Origin of the sequence: Acinetobacter sp. ATCC 27244 (assembly GCF_000156555.1) — a bacterium.
GTDB classification, from domain to species: domain Bacteria; phylum Pseudomonadota; class Gammaproteobacteria; order Pseudomonadales; family Moraxellaceae; genus Acinetobacter; species Acinetobacter haemolyticus.
In genome coordinates this window covers 143644-163511 of sequence record NZ_GG665949.1, presented here as the reverse complement: position 1 = coordinate 163511, position 19868 = coordinate 143644, and the positions used below count along the sequence as shown (strand labels likewise).

Genomic DNA, 19868 nt, shown 5'->3' with positions numbered 1-19868 from the left:
ATAGTTATGTTTTGAAAAAAGCTGTTTAATTAAACAGCTTTTTTCTTTATTTGTTTTAAGATTACGTAAATTTTAGAGATTAAGCTCAGCTTGCATATAGAGTTTTGCATAGCCCGAAATCTCAATTCGATCTTCAGATTGAATAACGCAATCTAAAATACCGCCTCGTTTCGAAGCTTGAAAGGCAACCAATTGCTTTTGATTCAGTTTATCTGCCCAAAGTGGAACAATAGCTGTATGGATTGAACCTGTCACCGGATCCTCATCTATGCCAATCGCAGGCGCGAAATAACGTGACACACAATCAAACTGTCCTTCACCTCTTGCTGTAATTGCCACATCTGGTTGAGAGGCAGTAATCGCTGTACGCACTTTGCCAAGCTGCTTTAGCTTTTCCAGATTGGGTTGCTCATCCAATACATCTTGCACAGTTTCGTACTCAACAATATACGCCTGAGCATTTAGGTACACAGCCTTAAACGGTTTCGTTAAGCCATCACGCAACACTTGTGGGTAGTCAGTGATCAACTCGGCTCTACGAATCGGGAAATTCATTTTAATTTTACCGTCTTCATCTTGAGTAACGATAAAAATTCCTAAATCTTTCACATGAAATTGAATCGTCTTTACAGTAGTGAAATCTTTAAATAAAACAAAGGCACTGGCTAAAGTTGCATGTCCACAGAAGGCAACCTCATCTATTGGCGAAAACCAACGAATTTCATAATTCGCATCATCTTGTCTTTTGACAAAAGCAGTTTCAGACAAATTGTTTTCTAAAGCAATATTTTGCATCAGCGCTTCATCTAACCACTCATTCACAACGATTACAGCCGCTGGATTACCTTTAAAAAGTTCTTTGGTAAAAGCATCAACTTGGTACATTTTCATAAATTTAGACTCTCAAACTTTTTCAATTATTTTGAACAAATGGTTGATGAATTATAGATACAGATTTTTCTAAATTTACAATACACATCTAAACTTTTAGCGATAAACAACTTTATTTGCAAACAGCATCGTTTTTTTAAGTTATGACTTAGAAACCCAAAGTCTTAACACGACTCAACGAGTTTCTAACTTACAAATTTTGGGTATTGTTTGGGTTTTGAAGTTTTACTTCTTTTCAGTGACCCATAACATGATTGTACCTTGTACAACTATAGTTCCGTCTTCACGATAAGCTTCAATCGTAACATTCAGATCACCAGCTTTCCATTCATCTTCAACACGCGCAATCAGTTTAATATCTGAATTAGATTTAGCGACATAGTTGACCTGCATCCCTTTTGGCAACCATCTAAGATGGGCTGGAATAGATGCTTCTGTTAATACTCCCATCACAAACTCTAAACCATTACAGATTGCAATCACATGAACCGTTCCAATATGATTTTCGACAGTTCTATTTTTAGACATTATTGCTTCGCAATAATTACGCTCTAATTTCTGAATAATGGGATCAACTGTCTGAAAGTATGGTGCTTTGCGACTTACAACTTTAGAAAGTAGTCTTAATCCGCCCGGAACGGGTTTTAACCATTCATAAGCAGCTAGAACATAGTTTTCTTGATGAGTAACTTTCTTTTTTACTTGATTGAGAACCGATGTAATTATATTAGTCATGTGAGTATGATATTAGGTGAATGAGCAAATAACATAACATCTCTCAGGAGTGCCCGACATTGTCTAAGTCAAATAAACGTAGACTCAATAAAGACAACCCATAAAAATAAAAAGGATGGTGCACCATCCTCTTGTTCACTGGATATTTACTCTTCCATATGCTCAATAATGGCTCGACCAAACTCTGAGCAGCGTAATAAGGTTGCATTTGGCATTAGACGCTCAAAATCATAAGTTACGGTTTTTGCCGCAATTGCTCCTGAAACACCTTTGATAATTAAATCAGCGGCTTCGGTCCAGCCCATATCTCGTAACATCATTTCAGCAGAAAGAATAATCGAACCCGGATTGACTTTATCTTGTCCAGCATACTTTGGTGCAGTTCCATGTGTTGCTTCATAAACTGCAATCGCACCACCAATATTTGCACCGGGCGCTATACCTATCCCGCCAACTTCTGCCGCCAGAGCATCAGAAATATAGTCGCCATTCAAATTTAATGTCGCAATCACTGAATAATCGGCTGGACGCATCAGAATTTGTTGTAAGAATGCATCAGCAATCACGTCTTTAATAATAATGTCTTTTCCCGTTTTAGGGTTTTTAATTTTAACCCAAGGACCACCATCCAACAGCTCACCGCCAAAACGCTCGATTGCAAGCTCATAGCCCCACTCTTTAAACGCACCTTCGGTATACTTCATGATGTTGCCTTTATGCACCAAAGTCACAGAAGGCTTATCATTATCGATCGCAAACTGAATTGCTTTTCGAACCAAACGTTGCGTTCCCTCTTTTGAGACAGGTTTGATACCAATACCACAACCCTCAGGGAACCGAATTTTGGTCACACCCATTTCTTCTTTGAGAAACTTAATCACTTTCTTCGCTTCAGGAGAATCGGCTTTCCATTCAATCCCAGCATAAATATCTTCCGAGTTTTCACGGAAAATCACCATATCTGTTAATTCAGGATGCTGTACTGGTGAAGGAACGCCCTCAAACCAGCGTACAGGTCGCACACATACATACAAATCTAGTTCTTGACGCAAGGCAACATTTAAAGAGCGAATGCCACCACCAACAGGTGTCGTTAAAGGACCTTTGATCGAAACAATGAATTCACGTAGTGCATCAAATGTCTCTTCTGGCATATAATTACCGTAAATCTTATCGGCCTTTTCACCACAATAGACTTCCATCCATTCAATCGAACGTTTGCCACCGTACGCTTTTAGAACAGCAGCATCTACAACTGCTTTCATTGCTGGTGTAATATCTACACCAATACCGTCGCCTTCGATGAAAGGAATGATTGGATGATTTGGAACATTCAGTGACAGGTCTGCATTTACGGTAATTTTATCGCCATCTGCAGGAACCACGATCTTCTGATAACCCATTGTATAGGCTCTCCCTCATGTAACTTGCGAGTAAATGTATACCTTCTTATGGCATACTTTATTTTTTATACTGTGAATTAGTTTAATCCAATCCAATATGTTTTTTGATTTATATGAGAAATAACCGCATTTCCCGATAAAATAAAAGCATATATTCACCAAATACCCCATAATCCAAAAGTAGTATTTCTCTATGAAAATAGTTGTCTTCAACAAACCTTATGATGTCTTGTCACAGTTTCGGGAAGATGAAGCACATCTAACGGTTTCAAGTTTTATCAAAGATCCTGAGTTGCGAATTGCAGGTCGTTTAGATTTAGACTCTGAAGGTTTGATGTTTCTGACCGATCATGGAGGTTTAAATCAGTTCATCACTCATCCAAGCAATAAAAAATATAAAACATATTTAGCCCAAGTTGATGGCGATGTTACCGAAGAAGCTTTGGAGCAACTTCGTAATGGTGTCGAACTTGCGGATGGTATGACCTTACCTGCTAAAGCGATGAAAGTTGATGAACCAGAATGGTTATGGGATCGTGATCCTCCTGTTCGCTATCGCGCAAGCATTCCGACGAGCTGGATAGAACTGCAAATTTGTGAAGGTCGTAATCGTCAAGTTCGCCGTATGACTGCCGCTGTTGGGTTCCCTACCTTACGTCTTATCCGTACTCAAATTGGTTCAATCAATTTGATCCGTCTAGGTTTACAACCAGGCGAACAAACTGAAATCGAGCCGTTGCTTTTCCCTGATTTTAAAGACCTGCCTGAGGACAAGCCTTACCGTTCTCGCTCTTATGTAAAGAAACCCGGCGGGACTGGCGGCAAGCCTATGCATCAAAAGAAAAAAGAAGGTGACAAGAAAGACCCGAATAAGAAAAAATCAGGTACCAAGCGTATTTGGCAAATGGATGAAAGTGAGAAGCCACGTCGCAAGACCAATGGTACAACTCGACCGAATACCAAAGCGCCGCGTGGGCGTAGCCGTAATGGTCGTTAATTTCTAATTAAGTTAAAGCCCATGAATGTGGGCTTTAAAACATCCAATAAACAACTAAAGATTCATAATACAAAAGAATAAATATCAAAAATGCATTTTATGAAATAACCAAACATAAGTAAGGGAAAACCATAAATTATCAAGTAATCAGATTTATATTTATTTACCTGTCTTTCTTGAAGAATTTTATACCAATAAATCAGGATCGAAAAATTTACAGAGAGTGCAAAAATAAGACTCATCACTAACTTACCAATAATTGTTGAGAATGATGGGGAAAAAAACTCTCTATTATTTATAATTTTATATTTATCATTATTAATTAAATCAAAATATTTAACTCTAACCGACTTCACCTCACCAGAATCATTAACCCGTGATTCGTATGCTAAATTCTCAACTTTAAAGCCATACTGATTATTACTCCACTCCCGACAGAACTTAATCATAGTTGATCCACAGAAAATATCTCCTAAATAAGCCCCATCATTATAAATTTCAAAATAATATACCGTATTTTTAGCTTGATATTTTTCCACGTAAACTCTTATTTTCTCATCTGCTTCAACATAATGTTGTTTCTTTTGATAAATATGATTTTCAATAAAACTAAAAGTAGATTCCGAAACCATAAAATAGGCTAGATGGAGCAAGAAAAAAGCAGCTATCAAAGCATAGAAATGTGCATCAGCCCGAGTCTGTTCCATTTTTTACTTTAAAACCTAAACAATCTAAAAATTTGATCCATATTAATAAAAAACCGATACTTTCGTATCGGTTTTTCAACTTCACCAACAAATTTGTTAGTTCTGTAGTCTGTCTTAAACTATTTCAAGCGTAGCATTAAGTGTTGCACTTGGACGCATTACAGCACTTACCTTCACAGGGTCTACAGCATAGTAACCACCAATATCAGCAGCTTTACCCTGCACTTCACTTAATTCAGCAAGAATTTTCTGTTCATTTTCAGCGAGTGCTTTTGCTAAAGGAGCAAACTTCGCTTTTAACTCAGCATCTTCATCTTGAGCAGCTAATGCTTCTGACCAATACAACGCTAAATAGAAATGACTACCACGGTTATCAAGTTCACCTGTACGACGTGATGGAGACTTGTCGTTATCCAACAATTTTCCTGTCGCTTGATCAAGTGTTTTGGCAAGCAATTTTGCACGGTTATTGTCTTCTTTGATACCAAGTTCTTCTAAAGACACAGCCAATGCAAGGAACTCACCAAGGGAATCCCAACGTAAGTGGTTTTCTTCAACTAACTGCTGAACATGTTTCGGTGCTGAACCACCCGCACCTGTTTCATACATGCCACCACCCGCCATTAACGGCACGATAGACAACATTTTCGCAGAAGTACCCAATTCCATGATTGGGAATAAATCAGTTAAGTAGTCACGAAGAATATTACCCGTCACAGAAATCGTATCCAAACCACGCGCTACACGCTCAAGCGTATAACGCATTGCACGTACTTGCGACATGATTTGAATATCTAAACCTTCAGTGTCATGATCTTTCAAGTATTTTTCAACTTTCTTGATCAGTTCATTTTCGTGTGGGCGGTATGGGTCAAGCCAGAAAATCGCAGGCATACCAGAGTTACGTGCACGTGTTACTGCAAGTTTCACCCAATCACGAATTGGAGCGTCTTTCACCTGACACATGCGCCAAATATCACCTTCCTCAACATTCTGAGACATCAACACTTCACCTGTTTCAAGATCAGTGATGTTGGCAACACCCGCTTCTGCAATTTCAAACGTTTTATCGTGTGAACCGTATTCTTCTGCCTTTTGCGCCATCAAACCGACGTTTGGCACAGTACCCATCGTACGTGGATCAAAGTTACCGTTCCACTTACAGAAATTGATCATTTCTTGGTAGATACGTGCGAACGTTGACTCAGGCATTACTGCTTTACAATCGTACGGTTTACCATCAGCACCCCACATTTTACCGCCACCACGAATCATTGCAGGCATAGATGCATCCACAATCACATCATTTGGTGAATGGAAATTGGTAATACCTTTTGCAGAATCAACCATTGCAAGTGCAGGACGGTGCTCTTGGCAAGCATGTAAGTCTTCGATGATTTCTTCACGCAAAGAAGTCGGCAATGTCTCAATCTTTTCATAAAGACCAGCCATACCGTTATTCACGTTAATGCCTAACTCATCGAATAATTTGCCGTGCTTTTCAAACGCATCTTTGTAGTAAATTTTCACACAGTGACCAAATACGATTGGGTGTGACACCTTCATCATGGTCGCTTTTACGTGTAAAGAGAACAAAATGCCCGCTTCACGACAATCTTCAAGTTCTTTTTCATAAAAGTCGCAAAGCGCCTTTTTGCTCATGAACATTGAATCAATGATTTCACCATCTTGTAACGCAACTTTTGGCTTAAGCACGATGGTTTCACCACTTTTGGTGATGAGTTCCATTTTTACATTACGTGCACGGTCAAGTGTCATCGACTTTTCACCGTGGTAGAAGTCGCCTTCATCCATATGAGAAACGTGAGTTTGTGACCATTGCTTCCACTCGCTCATTGAGTGCGGGTGTTTTTTCGCATAGTTTTTAACAGCCGCAGGCGCACGACGATCAGAGTTACCTTCGCGTAAAACTGGATTTACCGCTGAACCAAGACATTTACCATAACGCGCCTTGATTTCCTTTTCTTCCTCAGTTGTTGGATTTTCAGGATAATCAGGAATTGCATAGCCCTTAGACTGCAGCTCTTTTATGCATGAGGTTAACTGCGCTACAGAAGCACTGATATTTGGAAGTTTGATAATATTTGTATCAGGATCCTGAGTACGACGACCAAGTTCTGCAAGATTATTCGTTACCTTCTGTTCTTCATTTAGGTAATCCGAAAACTCTGCAAGTACCCGTGCAGCAACAGAGATATCACTTTTAACGATCTCGATGCCTGCAGGCTTAGTAAAAGTCTCAATGATTGGCAGTAGCGAATAGGTCGCCAACAGTGGCGCCTCATCAGTCAGTGTGTAAATGATTGTTGACTTCCCACTAGCCATATATAGCCCCTTGTGTTGGATTGAGTTTTGAGGGTCGAACTTGTGGCCCAACCCCTAAGAACCGATGTGCTTAAATAAAACCCTGAGAGTATCAGCCCTGATCGCATCTCAGTCAACGCAATATCCAGTGATAACGACATTTCGCTACGAAATAGTAGTAGCAAGTTGGAGTTTTATCTCCTGCAAATCGGTTAGCTTAAGTAAAACATGAGAGTATCAGTACTGATCACTTCTCAGTCAATGTAATATATCGAGATAACGACATTTCAATACGAAATACTACAAAACGAATATTATTTGTTCGGGTTCAAGACTTAGATTGATGAGAGTTTCAGCTCAACATTTTATTTAGAACGACTTCCGATCATAAGTGATCGAAATCAATCTGAATATTCGACTCTAGTGTTATTTACACTTTTTAAACTTATTTTTTGACCAAATGATTAAAATTAGTTTTTTTATTTCAGGATAGATCAAATGATGAAAGTTTTCGTCCCATTAGTCGCTATGACTCTTTCTTCTTTTAGCTTTGCTCAAAATCCACTAAGTGTACATGTGCTCAACTTAGAAAATGGGCTCCCTTCTGCTGGGGTTAAGGTTATTCTGGAAAAACAAGAAAATAATCAATGGAAAGTGCTCAATAACAATATAACTAATCAGCAAGGACGTATTACGGATTTATATCCCAAAGACTCACCACTTCAAAAAGGGATTTATAAAGTCACGTTCAAAACAGGAGAATGGTTTGAACAGCACAAGCAGAGTTCATTTTTTCCAGAAGTGCCAGTCATTTTCTCTATAGATGGAAAACTTGAACATTACCATATTCCACTTTTAATTAGCCCTTATGGTTATTCAACTTATCGTGGTAATTAACCTCATCCTAATCTATACATATATTTGCGAAGATTGAATCATAGAAAAGCAGCCTTCAAATTAGACGATGTATCTAACCTGAAGGCTGTAATCTAGATTTTCCTGAAATAATAGAATTACGAATACTTCATCGGAAGTTGTGTATACGATCCTTTGATCAAGATGCTAACCAAGTATCAAGTTTCGCTTGGTCTTCAACATTTAAATCAACTGTAGTCAATGGATTTTCCCCACCATTCAACTCAAATGTTAATAGCTCATCTCGGCGGAAAGCATAAACCGTATATGTACCTTGCTGTTTTGCATATTTCGCCAGAAGCTTTTCCGAAGCCTTAACACCATCAATCGCAATAATGACATCATTTGCTGATAAACCTGCTTGGGCTGCAGCACTTTCACGACGTACTTGTTGCACAACAACGCCTTCAGCTTTATCGCTTAATTTCAAACCAAATGGCAAAGCTTTTTCGTTTTTAAGCACGTAACTTAAACCAAACTCAGGTAATAATTGGTCTAATGGCAGTTCGTCAGTGGTATTGATCAAGTGATTAATCTGCTCAATCCAATCATCACCTGTCAGCGCTTTGCACAAATCAAAGATTGTACGCTCATTGACTTGAATACCCTGCTGTGTATTTTCGTACAAACGGCGCATTAACGCATCTAAGCTAGAACCACGTAAACGAAGCCCTAAGTCTAAACAAAGCGCCACCAAACTGCCTTTATTATAGTAACTGGTACCCGCATTATTAGAGTTTTCATCTTGGCGGTAAAATTTAATCCAAGCATCAAAACTTGACTCAGAAACCGTTTGAATGAAACGTCCTGGATTTTGCAAATAACGATCAATTTGCCCTTTCAATAAATCTAAATACGATTTCTGAGAAATCACACCACTACGTAATAAAATCAAATCATCATAATAGGAAGTGAAACCTTCAAAGATCCACAATAGGCTGGTGTAACCTTCTTTGTGTAAATCATAATTGGCAAAATTATCTGGTCGAATAAACTTCACTAACCATGAGTGAAAATATTCATGGCTGCATAAACCTAAGAAACGTTGATAGTCCTTTGAAGGTTCTTCAGCTTCGTCAAGCTTAGGCAAATCATCCCGTGGTGTAATCAAACTGGTGCTATTGCAATGTTCCAAACCACCATAGCTATTGCCTGTTGCTATCGTCATAAAGGTATAGTTTTGAAATGGCGCGGAACCAAACATTTCTATTTCAGTTCGACAGATTTTCTCAATATCTGCTTGCATACGCTCTAAATTGGTATTGTGCTTTCCTGAAATCACAAACTCATGTGGAATCCCGTTGGCTTCAAAGCTGAAACGGCTCTGCTCTGCTAGCTCAAAAGGACTATCAATCAATTGATCATAATTATCCGCTTTTAAGGTGAAACGTCCTTTGACTAAACTTTTAGAAGTTAAACCTGTAGCAATCTGAAAATGCTTCAACTCATCTGGCAAAAACAGCTCAACTTCACATGGGGCTTGCTCCTGATCCTGAAGTCCCAAACAAACACAGGCTGGATTGACATAGAGTCGTGTTTGATCAACATAAGCACCACGTACAGATAAATCATAAGCGTATACATCATATTCAACCGTAATCAGCTCATGGTCGGTATTGAATAAACGCCAACGATTCTTCTCTGTTTTTTTGATGTTGAGCAAACGCCCTGCTTCATCAGATGCTTTCACTGATTCAATATGCTTAGAGAACTCTCGAATTAAATAACTGCCCGGAATCCACGTCGGTAGCCAAAGCTCTTGATTTGGATTTGCAAGAAAACGAAGCGTGACATGAATAAGATGTTGGCGATAATCGTCAAATTCAATTTGATAGTGCAGCATAGTTCAAACTAAAAATAAAAAAATTTCCGACAGCTTAGCATTTTTTTACAAACTCATGCGTAGATGTCTTAAATGTCAGCAAAAGTTGCTAGATTCTTCTACGAAAAAGTCATAGCATGCTTTTTTCGCATTCCATGCCCATGGATTGGCTGCACAAGGTGTTCTCGTGAAATTTTTCCTATCGCTCTTTACCTTATTAAGTTTATTTTGTGCAAATCTTGCACATGCGACTTTACTTAATATCTCCCCTGAAACTGTCGAAGCTCAAGCATGGTCTATTGTCGATGCACAATCAGGACAAATCATCGCCGAGCATAATAGCCATGTGCAACGTGCTCCAGCATCTTTGACAAAAATGATGGTGGCATATGTGGCATTGAAGGAAATTGAAGCTGGAAAATTACGCAAAGAGGACGTAACCACTGCAACCTCCGTTGTAAATACCGTGATGTGGGACGAATCCCAAATGTATTTAAAAGAGGGTGAGCAGATTTCTGTTGATCAACTTTTAGCAGGTTTAATTGTCATGTCTGCCAATGATGCCGCATTGACGCTTGCTGAGAAAATTTCGGGTAGCGTGCCTCAGTTCATCATACGTATGAACCAAGAAGCTCAAGCCTTAGGCATGAAAGATACTCATTTTAGCAATCCTGCGGGTATCACGATGCCAGATCATTACTCAACAGCAGCAGATTTGGGCTTATTAGCACAAGCGATTGTAACCAAAACACCTGAATATCTTTATTATTCAAAAATGCCAAGTTTTAGTTACAACCAACGTTTCCATCGCGCAACGAATCTTGCTCTAAAAATAGACCCAACAGCAGATGGTCTAAAAACAGGTTTTACCAAAGCTGCTGGTTATAACTTGGCTCTAACAGCAGAACGCCCAACTTTAAATCCACATATTGATAAACGCCGCTTAATCGTCATCGTACTTGGCACACCAAATGCCATCACACGTGCAGAAGTTGCGAACAAGTTAATGAACTTAGCTTATGCTTATACTCGTGACGAAGAAGTGATTCCAAAACATCAACTGATCGCTGAGTTGCCAGTCATTCGTTCAACCCTCAAAATCTTCAAAGTTGAGACACAGCAACCAACAATTGTGACGACTTCACTATATGACCAAGCCACACCAATCGATTTAAATCAGTTTGATCCACTGACCCAACGTCTTCAAGTTGTGGATCAAAATGGTGTAAAAATCATTGAGCCACTCCAAAACACGCATACGCGGGTTAATATTGAACTCAATGAGCAACGCTTAACGGCACCACTCACCCAAGCAATGAATTTAGCGACTGTATCTATTTATCAAAATAATCAATTACTTCGTAGTCTACAGATTGAAAATGAAGTACAGATTGAAGAAGCAAATATTTTCCAGAAAATTATGTTGTGGTTTTCTAATTTATTTTCGTTCTTCTCAACAAATGATACAAAAGCTGCCAAACTTTATCCTTTAAATCAAGGGTAAAAAACCAACTATTTTTCTCAAGATTAACCATACAAGATTGAAAAAAGGATGGCATAATCCAACCATCCTTTCACAAAAACAATTAGGTTAATCATGAGCAAAACCTTACATCATATCGTGATTGTGGGTGGTGGCGCAGGTGGTTTAGAACTTGCAACACAACTAGGCGAACGTTTTGGTAAACATAAAAAAGCCCAAATCACCTTAGTCGATCAGAACCTCACCCACATTTGGAAACCTCTCCTACACGAAATTGCCGCAGGCTCACTTAACCCCCACGAAGAACAAACCAATTATTTCGCCCACGCAGAAAAGCATCATTTTGAGTTCGTCCTCGGTACCCTGATTGCTGTCAATAAAGATCAAAAACAAATTACACTTTCTCCCCCACAGCTTTCTAAAGAACACACCCCTGCTATTCAAAGTTTAAGCTATGACACATTGGTGATCGCAGTTGGCTCTGTATCAAATGACTTTGGTACAGAAGGTGTACGCGAACATTGTCATTTCCTAGACAGTCGTCAACAAGCTGATATTTTCCAACAAGATTTATTTCATCTTTATATTGAGGCACAAAATCAATCGACTGAACGTGCTTTAAATATCGGGATTGTTGGTGCTGGTGCAACAGGTGTTGAACTTGCAGCAGAGTTGATTGAAACCACCAAGAATTTTTATCGCTATGGGTTAAAGAAAATCAATCCGAAACAAGTCAAAATTACCCTAATTGAAGCTTCTGATCGCATATTACCAGCACTCAATGAAAAAACAGCAGCACATAGTGCCAAGCAATTGCAAAAAATGGGAATTGAAATTCTAACCCAGCACAAAGTGCAAAAAGTTGATGATTCCAATGTCTATTTTAGTAACGGCAATGTCATCCATTCTGATATTACAGTTTGGGCAGCAGGCGTTAAAGCACCTAAGATATTGGAAGCTTTAAATGATTTTAAACGTGATAAAATCAATCGTTTAATGGTATATGCGACCTTACAAACTTATTCGGATCCGAATGTTTTTGCATTTGGAGATTGCGCCCATTGCCAACTGGATGCACGTCAACCACCTCTCGGACCTCGTGCACAAGTTGCCAGCCAGCAAGCGAGTTTTTTAGTTGATGCGATGGCAGCACGTTTAAACCACTCACCACAACCGATGTTTGTCTTTAATGATAAAGGCTCATTGGTTTCATTAAGCCGAAATCAGGCTGTAGGTGAGTTATTGGGTGACGTGAGTGTGCAAGGTTTTATTGCCAAAACGATGTATGTATCTTTGTATCGACTGCATCAAGCCAACATTCATGGTTATACACAGGCAGGAATGTTAACCATGAAAGATTTGCTTACCCGTCGTGTTCGCCCAAAAATTAAACTGTACTGAGTTGAAAACATAAATTTCGTTCCCATTTATAACGAAATCGTTTCAAAAAGTGGAAAATAGTCAACAAAATCGACTTTTCACTTTATGATGTACACCTGAACTCTTTGAATGGATTAACAACATGACTGCTATTGCAAATAACCACGTGGTTTCATTCCACTACACTTTAACAAACGCTGAGGGTGAAACACTTGATAAATCTCAAGGTGAACCACTTGCATATTTGCACGGCGCAGGGAACATCATTCCTGGTTTAGAAAACGCACTTACAGGTAAAACTGTAGGTGAGAAATTCACTGTAAATGTTCCTGCAGCAGAAGGTTACGGTGAATACAACCCTGAACTTGTTCAAGAAGTTCCAGCTCAAATGTTCCAAGGTGTAGACAACATTCAACCTGGTATGCAATTCCAAGCGCAAACTGATGATGGTGTACAAATCGTAACTGTTAAAGCAATCGAAGGCGACAACGTTGTTGTTGATGCAAACTTCCCACTTGCTGGTCAAGATCTTACTTTTGAAGTAGAAATCGTTGAAATTCGTGATGCTTCTCAAGAAGAGTTAGATCACGGTCACGTACACGGTGCAGGTGGTCACCACCACTAATTCTTTTTAGAATTAGCACGACTAAAAAGCAAAGCTTCGGCTTTGCTTTTTCTTCACATTCACTTTTATAAAATAAGAAAGATACCTTACTTCGAATAAATTGAGTGGTTCTTACTTTATGCAAAGCGATTATCAACTGATTTGGTTTCGCCAAGATCTCAGAATCCATGACCATGCCGCCCTTTGGCATGCAACACAAACAGGACCTACAGTTGCGCTAGTGATCTTGTCACCTGAACAATGTCAACTACATGATGATGCACCCATCAAAATCGACTTCTATCTTCGTCAACTACAACAATTACAAATTGCATTGCAATCTCTCAATATTCCTTTAATTGTTCAGCATTTACCACTTTGGAAAGATATAACACAGCTCTTTGCAGATTTAATGCAAAATATCCCAATTCAGCAGGTATATGCCAATATTGAACTAGGGGTTAATGAACTAAAACGAGATAACGAGGTACAAAAATTATTAAACCAACAAAACAAAGAACTGGTACTTTTTCATGACCGTACACTTTTTCCAGTAGCATCGATTCGTAATCAGAGCCATCAGCCCTATCAAGTTTTTAGTGCTTTTAAAAAAGTCTGTTATCAACGTCTGCAACAAAGCTTACCCCAATGCTATCCAGTACCTGACGTGCAGCAGCCGATCAACATCGATCCGTACCCCTCACTTGAAGATTTCAAAGAGCTACAACTTAAATATACTCAGCAAATTAATCATCTAACACAACAATGGCCAGTAGGCGAATCCTATGCATTAACATTACTAGATCAATTTATCCATGACAGATTGGACGATTATAAAAATGCCCGCGACTTCCCTGCACAAGCAGGCACCAGCCAACTATCTGCTTATTTAAATATTGGCACTCTCTCTATCCGTCAATGTCTACAGGCATTATTCCGTAAACAGCACGGCGATTTTGTGATTGAATCCGAAGGTCAGCAAACATGGCTGGATGAACTACTCTGGCGAGAATTTTATCAGCATATTTTGTTCGACTACCCACGTGTTTCAAAGCACTTGCCATTTCAGCTTTCAACCAAAAAAATCAACTGGTGTGATGATCCAGTTGCGCTGCAACAATGGCAACAGGGTCATACCGGTATTCCAATCGTCGATGCAGGTATGCGACAACTCCTTGCAACAGGTTGGATGCACAATCGAGTACGTATGATTTGCGCCATGTTTCTGAGTAAAAATCTTTTGATTGATTGGCGAAAAGGGGAACAATGGTTTATGCAGCACCTTATAGATGGTGATCTAGCTGCAAACAATGGTGGCTGGCAATGGTGTGCTTCAACAGGTACCGATGCTGCACCGTATTTCCGTATATTTAATCCAATTAGCCAATCACAAAAATTTGATCCAAATGGCGACTATTTACGACAATGGATTCCCGAACTTGCTCATTTAGATGCTAAATCCATCCATGAGCCTTACGCTTACAAAATGAATTCTAGTCTTAACTATCCAATACCAATCGTTGATTTAAAAAGTAGCCGAGCACGGGCTATCGCCGCTTTTAAAGAATAGATTTGGATTATTTATCAACCGACTCAGTAACATATAGACAACACTACATGTTACTGACTATAAATTACTTCACAAAGTCAACAACATAAAACTATCGCAATCACTATAAAATAGTGCTACTTTTATCACAAAAGACAATATTAAAACTAAAATTACTATGCAAAAAAATCCTGCTCCCGCACTCGTCTTATGGATCATTTCGGCTCATATCTTCATGGGTGTAGTGGCTTATGAATGGCTGCCAGCAACTTATCGAGGCAGTTGGATTTTCTTGCTATTGTTGGTCATCGCAGGTGCATACTTAAATATTGGTATGGCATTAATACTTGGTTTGGTGACATTTGTCGGTATTGCGTTCTATTTCTTTCTTGATCTCGCCAATCAAACTTATATCGAGCGTCAACTGCTCCTATTATTTGTAGCGCCGCTCGCGCCAGTTTTTCTTAGTGCGATCCCTCACAATATTAAAAATGCCTTGGCCTCTTATCGAGCTATTCAAAGTTATGACAGAAATTATCAACATGATATTTTACCGCTTACTGCACTCAAGCACTTTCAGGACCAGCTAAAAAAACTATTACAGTTGACTCATAAAAATCATTATGAAGTGATCAGTATTCAAATTACGAACACCGTGCTCATTCGAGAAATGCTTGGTGAAGATATTTGGAAAGAAACTCAAAATAAGATTATGACGATCTTATCCACTGAGGGTGATAGTATTATCTATCATTTCATCAATGAAGAGTTGAGTGAAATAAAAAGTATCGTAATTCATGAAAATCAAATGGATGAGCAACACCCTACCCCACATTTCCTACAACAACTACAAGAGCTGAATGTTTTAAAACTTAAAGTCGAACAACATACAGAATACCTGTCACAAGTAGACCGAGAGGTGCACTGATGTCAGTACTTCTTAATATTTGTGGTCTGCTGGTTGCAACCGAACATTACCCAGACATGACTTTACAACAATTTTATCAGCAGTATTATCACTGCTCAATTCAACCTGCAAAATCAGAGTCAAGCCCACACATTCAATCTTCTGAAATGGTTTCAGAGATCTTTTCTCAGCCTGCAACATGGTGGCCCGTTTTTACAGCAGATCAACTCCAATCGAATAGTTTTAAAGAGCTTATTGATAAAGGTGTAAAACCAGGCGTTATTTTACCAGATGAGTATTTTAGTTTTTTAACCTACTATCGGATAAAAAAAGCCGTCAATGACGGCGCAATTCCTATCGCGCTCTTTCACATGGAACATTCGAAGTACTTTTCTGCCAAAGCCACATTTTCTACCGCAATTGGTCTGAGACCATTAGCGACATTGATTGAAACAGGCTGGGATGAAAACCTCATCTCACAACCTGCGGGTAGCTATATCATTCAATCGGATAATAAACAAAATCTGCCCATACCTGCACGTAAGATCCAACATCATCAGCACTTCTTTTATCAAGCCAATCATAACTATGCTCAAAACTCTGGCTATCAAATTTTAATTAATCCTCCAGCACACTTGCCTGTGAACAGCATAGAATATCCCCAATTGGGAATATCATGGCGTTTTGGTCGTGTTGATTACACCAGTACCCCTGACGGAGTTGAAACCAATCTATTTGGTTATTTCTTAATTGCAATCAGTACTGTTGTGATTCCATTTGACTATCTTTTTTCAACCCATTTTCCTAGTTTATTAAGTAGTTTTGGTAGTTCTGTTTCTTGGATTTCGTTGTTGCTTGGTGGGTCATTACTTTTGATTTTAATCATCTCTATCATTCGTAGGAGAAGACTCAATGCCCGCGATTGATATTCTATTTTTGTTTGGTTTTCTTGGTATTTGGATTCCACAAGCTTTTTGGGCATGGTTAAGTTATCAAGCATGGAAATACTCAAAAAATGCAGCCAAAGAGTTAGAAAATTTGCCTGTGCCCGCCGAGTGGCCAATGCTCAGTGTCTTGATCCCAGCCTATAACGAAGGTGTCGTGATTGAAGATACGCTCCATGCCATTGCGCAACAAGACTACCCTGCACATGCCTATGAAGTGTTATTAATCAATGACGGCTCTAAAGACAATACTCTTGAGATCGCTGAACGCATGGCGGAGATTTATCCGTGCATTAAAATTGTGAATGTCCCGAAAGGTATGGGAGGTAAAGGTAAATCTCGGACCTTAAACAATGGTCTACCTCATGCCAAAGGTGAGTTAATTATTGTCTATGATGCCGATAGTACGCCCGAACCAGACTGCGTTCGACTATTGGCTCAAACCTTATTGGCAGATAAAAAACTGGTTGCCGTCAATGGCAAAGTCCGCACACGAAATTGGCGCGATAGTATTTTGACTCGCTTTATTGCCATCGAGTTTATTTTCTTTCAATGGATCTTCCAAGGAGGCCGATGGCAACGTTTTGAATTATCGACCTTGATGGGAACCAACTATGTCATATGGCGGGATGCACTAGAAACATTGGGAGGATTTGATGAAAAATCATTGGTTGATGACACTGAAATGAGCTTCAGAATCTTTCTAGGGCAAAAGCGAATCAAATGGGTACCTTATGCCGTAGGTTGGCAACAAGACCCGCCATCACTGAGTGTTTTTGTCAAACAACGATCACGTTGGACTCAAGGTAATTTCTATGTGACCAGTAAATATCTACCGATTGCATTAAGAAAACCTTTTCCAATTGGTATCGAAATTTTCAACAACATAATGTGTTATGTCCTGTTCGTACCTGCGCTGATTTGGAGTCATATCACTCTAACACTTGGCTTACTTGGCATAGCGGGGATCACCTTACCTGGACCATTTACAGTGTTATGGGCATTATCATTTTGTTTATATGTCGCACAAATGTGGTTCACCCTATCACTTGAAAGAGTTAAACCCCAACTTTATTTCTTTTCAGTTTTATCTTACATCACATATTCACAGATCTTTTTATTCATCGTATTTAAAGCAGCCTACGACATGTTGAAAAATAAGATACAAGGGAATTCACTACAGTGGTACAAAACTGAACGTAGCAAAGAGAGAAAATAAATGAAAAAAAATCGACTTAACCATCCTGTTTTCAAAATTCTGTTAGCAAGTGCGACTCTCTCTTTGCCCGTATTTGCTCTAGCAGATTCTTGGAATACATGGAAATTTGATAATATTAATACGTCAAACAAATACACGATCGAGCCACACTACTTCTATGTAGGTAAGGGTTCTGAGTGGCAAAGTATTCGTTTTAGCAGCGATTATTCGACTGAACATTTCACCACTTTACTGGTGAAATATGATGATAAGTTGATTTATAACACTGTGTTAAATGGTGATGGTAAACTGGAATTTAATATTCCCGCTGCTGATAGTGGTTTTCATCGCTTAGACTTTATTTTACAGCAATATTCACCCCGAACCTCGCCAGCTGCTGATCGTACAACCTTCTGTAGCGAAGATATTGATCAAGTCACGTATTTAAGTAACTCAAAAATTGACTATGCACGACATCGACCAGTCTATCGTTTAAAAGATCTGCCCGATGCCTTATTTAATCCACAAATTGTCAGACCTACACCATTCGTAGGCGTACTCAAATTCAACCCTGCCAATGTCAATGAAGCATCGATGCTCGGTCGTCTCATGAACGCATGGGGATCTGTTACCCCTGTGCAATGGTATGAACAAAATCCACCAGCAGGCCAAGCCGCCGATTTCTTAATTGAAATTTCAAAATCACCTACACCGCTATCTCAGGGTACTTTAGTCCAGATTAGTTCTGAAAATAATGTGCCAACTTTGCAAATTAAATATGATCATCCTCAAAAACTAGTCTCAGCAATTAACGGATTACTCAATCCAAATTACTTAGAGCAACTCAATACTTCTGCCACGTTTCTACCCGATAAACTTGCAGCACCAACATGGGCAAAAATCAAACAGATTAAAACATTGGCGGATTTAGGCATCAGTGATTTTCGACTCAACCAAGCTGAAAAAAACCTGTTCCTCAACTTCCCTGCTGTTTGGCAACCTACAGATATTTTGCAAGGACAAATTGCGTTACGCGTCCAGAGTGGCTTATTAGAAGGCTCTAATATCACCACTTGGATTGATGGTGGATTGGCAGGTAGTTTGAAAACTGCAGAATTAGATTCTGACCCTGTAAATCGTCAATTTAACTATTTCGCAAAAACCATTTCAAATAGCACATCATTTCACTTAAAACTCGAAAATTCTGTGATCGTAAACTCACAATGTTTACCTACAGCAAAAGGCTCTTTATGGATTGATACTGAGAAATCCACGGTCAAATTACCACATAAACTCAAAAACGGTGTGGCATCACTATCGATGGCATTTGCCACACATCCAACCATTGCAATCGATGGTGAGCCGGGTAGCTTAGAAATTGCGCTAATTTTGAGTCAAACAGCAAAACGAATGCTACTGACCAATGATCCAGTGCCATTGAATTTCGTCAAATTTGATCCTGCAAAGCCCGAATTAATTAATGTTCAAGTCAATCCTAATATTTATCGCCAGCAAGTCTCTATGCATCGAGATACTGTTTATGCACCTGCTGCGGCTAAGGGTTTTTTAGTGCGTTTTCATGAACAACGTTTTGATGTTTTGACGGACTCCATTGATGGCGCTCAAAACTTCACGAAGTTTTGGGAGAAAATTCAACAAAATATTCCCAATAACGCCAGTAAAATCTTGGTGACACAGAACGGTCAAGTCTTTACTTTACAAAAAATTATTGTCGGTAATCAAAAAGCACCTCTGGTTCAACAGTCATCTTTCTTTATCTTGGTGCTTATCATTTCTGCTATTATGATTCTGGCAATCTTGCTTTGGTACTGGCGAAAAAAACCGAATGCTAAAAATAAGGCAGAATAATTTCAAACTCATTATTATTTTCTTTTTTCAACCATATTTTTTTGGGCGGCTGCATACATTTTTCTCAATCTGAAATGCAGCCTGCTCATATTGAAGGAATTTTTTGGCAACCAGATTTAGCTACCACCCCACCCAAAGG

At 39.1% G+C, this 19868-nt stretch carries 16 protein-coding genes; 10 read left to right on the top strand and 6 right to left on the bottom strand.

Features of this window, described 5'->3' with window-relative positions; all coding sequences use genetic code 11:
• Positions 1–72: 72 nt before the first annotated feature.
• The 3 genes from HMPREF0023_RS00720 to icd all read right to left on the bottom strand — a co-directional run bounded on the left by HMPREF0023_RS00720 (position 73) and on the right by icd (position 3029).
• Positions 73–891, bottom strand: coding sequence for a PhzF family phenazine biosynthesis protein (locus HMPREF0023_RS00720; RefSeq protein WP_008940923.1), 819 nt, complete (start codon positions 889–891; stop codon positions 73–75).
• Between the two features lie 225 nt (positions 892–1116).
• Positions 1117–1626, bottom strand: a complete 510-nt coding sequence (locus tag HMPREF0023_RS00715) for a hotdog fold domain-containing protein (RefSeq protein WP_005091134.1) — start codon at positions 1624–1626, stop codon at positions 1117–1119.
• A 146-nt stretch (positions 1627–1772) separates the two neighbouring features.
• Complete coding sequence (gene icd / locus HMPREF0023_RS00710) at positions 1773–3029, bottom strand: NADP-dependent isocitrate dehydrogenase (protein WP_005081826.1); 1257 nt, start codon at positions 3027–3029, stop codon at positions 1773–1775.
• Positions 3030–3222: 193 nt separating this feature from the next.
• Here icd and HMPREF0023_RS00705 point away from each other — a divergent pair, with 193 nt between their 5' ends.
• On the top strand, positions 3223–4026 hold the full coding sequence (locus tag HMPREF0023_RS00705; protein WP_005091135.1) for an rRNA large subunit pseudouridine synthase E: 804 nt from the start codon (positions 3223–3225) through the stop codon (positions 4024–4026).
• Between the two features lie 62 nt (positions 4027–4088).
• Here HMPREF0023_RS00705 and HMPREF0023_RS00700 read toward each other — a convergent pair whose 3' ends face one another.
• Together HMPREF0023_RS00700 and HMPREF0023_RS00695 are read right to left on the bottom strand one after the other, a co-directional pair.
• Positions 4089–4733 carry a hypothetical protein gene (locus tag HMPREF0023_RS00700; protein WP_005091137.1) on the bottom strand — a complete coding sequence of 215 codons (645 nt, stop codon included), beginning with the start codon at positions 4731–4733 and terminating at the stop codon, positions 4089–4091.
• 114 nt (positions 4734–4847) lie between these two features.
• Complete coding sequence (locus HMPREF0023_RS00695) at positions 4848–7079, bottom strand: NADP-dependent isocitrate dehydrogenase (protein WP_008940922.1); 2232 nt, start codon at positions 7077–7079, stop codon at positions 4848–4850.
• 477 nt (positions 7080–7556) lie between these two features.
• Between HMPREF0023_RS00695 and uraH the strand changes: the two genes are divergently transcribed.
• Positions 7557–7955 (top strand): hydroxyisourate hydrolase, encoded by a 399-nt coding sequence (uraH, locus tag HMPREF0023_RS00690; protein WP_004638351.1) that lies wholly within the window; start codon positions 7557–7559, stop codon positions 7953–7955.
• A 157-nt stretch (positions 7956–8112) separates the two neighbouring features.
• On the opposite strand, the gene HMPREF0023_RS00685 is transcribed toward uraH, so the two are convergent.
• Positions 8113–9816 (bottom strand): M61 family metallopeptidase, encoded by a 1704-nt coding sequence (locus HMPREF0023_RS00685; RefSeq protein WP_008940921.1) that lies wholly within the window; start codon positions 9814–9816, stop codon positions 8113–8115.
• 166 nt (positions 9817–9982) lie between these two features.
• Between HMPREF0023_RS00685 and HMPREF0023_RS00680 the strand changes: the two genes are divergently transcribed.
• The 8 genes from HMPREF0023_RS00680 to HMPREF0023_RS00645 all read left to right on the top strand — a co-directional run bounded on the left by HMPREF0023_RS00680 (position 9983) and on the right by HMPREF0023_RS00645 (position 19729).
• Positions 9983–11299, top strand: coding sequence for a D-alanyl-D-alanine carboxypeptidase PBP6B (locus HMPREF0023_RS00680; RefSeq protein WP_017396684.1), 1317 nt, complete (start codon positions 9983–9985; stop codon positions 11297–11299).
• Between the two features lie 93 nt (positions 11300–11392).
• A complete protein-coding gene (locus tag HMPREF0023_RS00675) occupies positions 11393–12679 on the top strand; it encodes an NAD(P)/FAD-dependent oxidoreductase (RefSeq protein WP_008940919.1) in 1287 nt (428 codons plus the stop codon).
• Positions 12680–12800: 121 nt separating this feature from the next.
• Positions 12801–13283, top strand: a complete 483-nt coding sequence (locus HMPREF0023_RS00670; RefSeq protein WP_004638347.1) for an FKBP-type peptidyl-prolyl cis-trans isomerase — start codon at positions 12801–12803, stop codon at positions 13281–13283.
• 118 nt (positions 13284–13401) lie between these two features.
• Entirely contained in the window at positions 13402–14832 is a 1431-nt protein-coding gene (gene phrB / locus HMPREF0023_RS00665; protein ID WP_008940918.1) for a deoxyribodipyrimidine photo-lyase, read from the top strand.
• A gap of 157 nt (positions 14833–14989) precedes the next feature.
• Positions 14990–15739, top strand: a complete 750-nt coding sequence (locus HMPREF0023_RS00660; protein WP_008940917.1) for a hypothetical protein — start codon at positions 14990–14992, stop codon at positions 15737–15739.
• Positions 15739–16644 (top strand): hypothetical protein, encoded by a 906-nt coding sequence (locus HMPREF0023_RS00655; RefSeq protein ID WP_008940916.1) that lies wholly within the window; start codon positions 15739–15741, stop codon positions 16642–16644. The genes HMPREF0023_RS00660 and HMPREF0023_RS00655 overlap by 1 nt, the downstream gene beginning before the upstream one ends.
• Complete coding sequence (locus tag HMPREF0023_RS00650) at positions 16631–17881, top strand: glycosyltransferase family 2 protein (protein ID WP_004638342.1); 1251 nt, start codon at positions 16631–16633, stop codon at positions 17879–17881. Before HMPREF0023_RS00655 ends, HMPREF0023_RS00650 begins: the two co-directional genes overlap by 14 nt.
• Positions 17882–19729 (top strand): hypothetical protein, encoded by a 1848-nt coding sequence (locus HMPREF0023_RS00645; protein ID WP_008940915.1) that lies wholly within the window; start codon positions 17882–17884, stop codon positions 19727–19729. It abuts the gene before it with no gap.
• The last annotated feature ends 139 nt before the right edge of the window (positions 19730–19868 follow it).

Excerpts from the sequence above, each read along its gene's own strand:
- HMPREF0023_RS00720 (WP_008940923.1), bottom strand. The coding sequence starts at position 891 with ATGAAAATGTACCAAGTTGATGCTTTTACCAAAGAACTTTTTAAAGGT.
- HMPREF0023_RS00715 (WP_005091134.1), bottom strand. The coding sequence starts at position 1,626 with ATGACTAATATAATTACATCGGTTCTCAATCAAGTAAAAAAGAAAGTT.
- icd (WP_005081826.1), bottom strand. The coding sequence starts at position 3,029 with ATGGGTTATCAGAAGATCGTGGTTCCTGCAGATGGCGATAAAATTACC.
- HMPREF0023_RS00705 (WP_005091135.1), top strand. The coding sequence starts at position 3,223 with ATGAAAATAGTTGTCTTCAACAAACCTTATGATGTCTTGTCACAGTTT.
- HMPREF0023_RS00700 (WP_005091137.1), bottom strand. The coding sequence starts at position 4,733 with ATGGAACAGACTCGGGCTGATGCACATTTCTATGCTTTGATAGCTGCT.
- HMPREF0023_RS00695 (WP_008940922.1), bottom strand. The coding sequence starts at position 7,079 with ATGGCTAGTGGGAAGTCAACAATCATTTACACACTGACTGATGAGGCG.
- uraH (WP_004638351.1), top strand. The coding sequence starts at position 7,557 with ATGATGAAAGTTTTCGTCCCATTAGTCGCTATGACTCTTTCTTCTTTT.
- HMPREF0023_RS00685 (WP_008940921.1), bottom strand. The coding sequence starts at position 9,816 with ATGCTGCACTATCAAATTGAATTTGACGATTATCGCCAACATCTTATT.
- HMPREF0023_RS00675 (WP_008940919.1), top strand. The coding sequence starts at position 11,393 with ATGAGCAAAACCTTACATCATATCGTGATTGTGGGTGGTGGCGCAGGT.
- HMPREF0023_RS00670 (WP_004638347.1), top strand. The coding sequence starts at position 12,801 with ATGACTGCTATTGCAAATAACCACGTGGTTTCATTCCACTACACTTTA.
- phrB (WP_008940918.1), top strand. The coding sequence starts at position 13,402 with ATGCAAAGCGATTATCAACTGATTTGGTTTCGCCAAGATCTCAGAATC.
- HMPREF0023_RS00660 (WP_008940917.1), top strand. The coding sequence starts at position 14,990 with ATGCAAAAAAATCCTGCTCCCGCACTCGTCTTATGGATCATTTCGGCT.
- HMPREF0023_RS00655 (WP_008940916.1), top strand. The coding sequence starts at position 15,739 with ATGTCAGTACTTCTTAATATTTGTGGTCTGCTGGTTGCAACCGAACAT.
- HMPREF0023_RS00650 (WP_004638342.1), top strand. The coding sequence starts at position 16,631 with ATGCCCGCGATTGATATTCTATTTTTGTTTGGTTTTCTTGGTATTTGG.
- HMPREF0023_RS00645 (WP_008940915.1), top strand. The coding sequence starts at position 17,882 with ATGAAAAAAAATCGACTTAACCATCCTGTTTTCAAAATTCTGTTAGCA.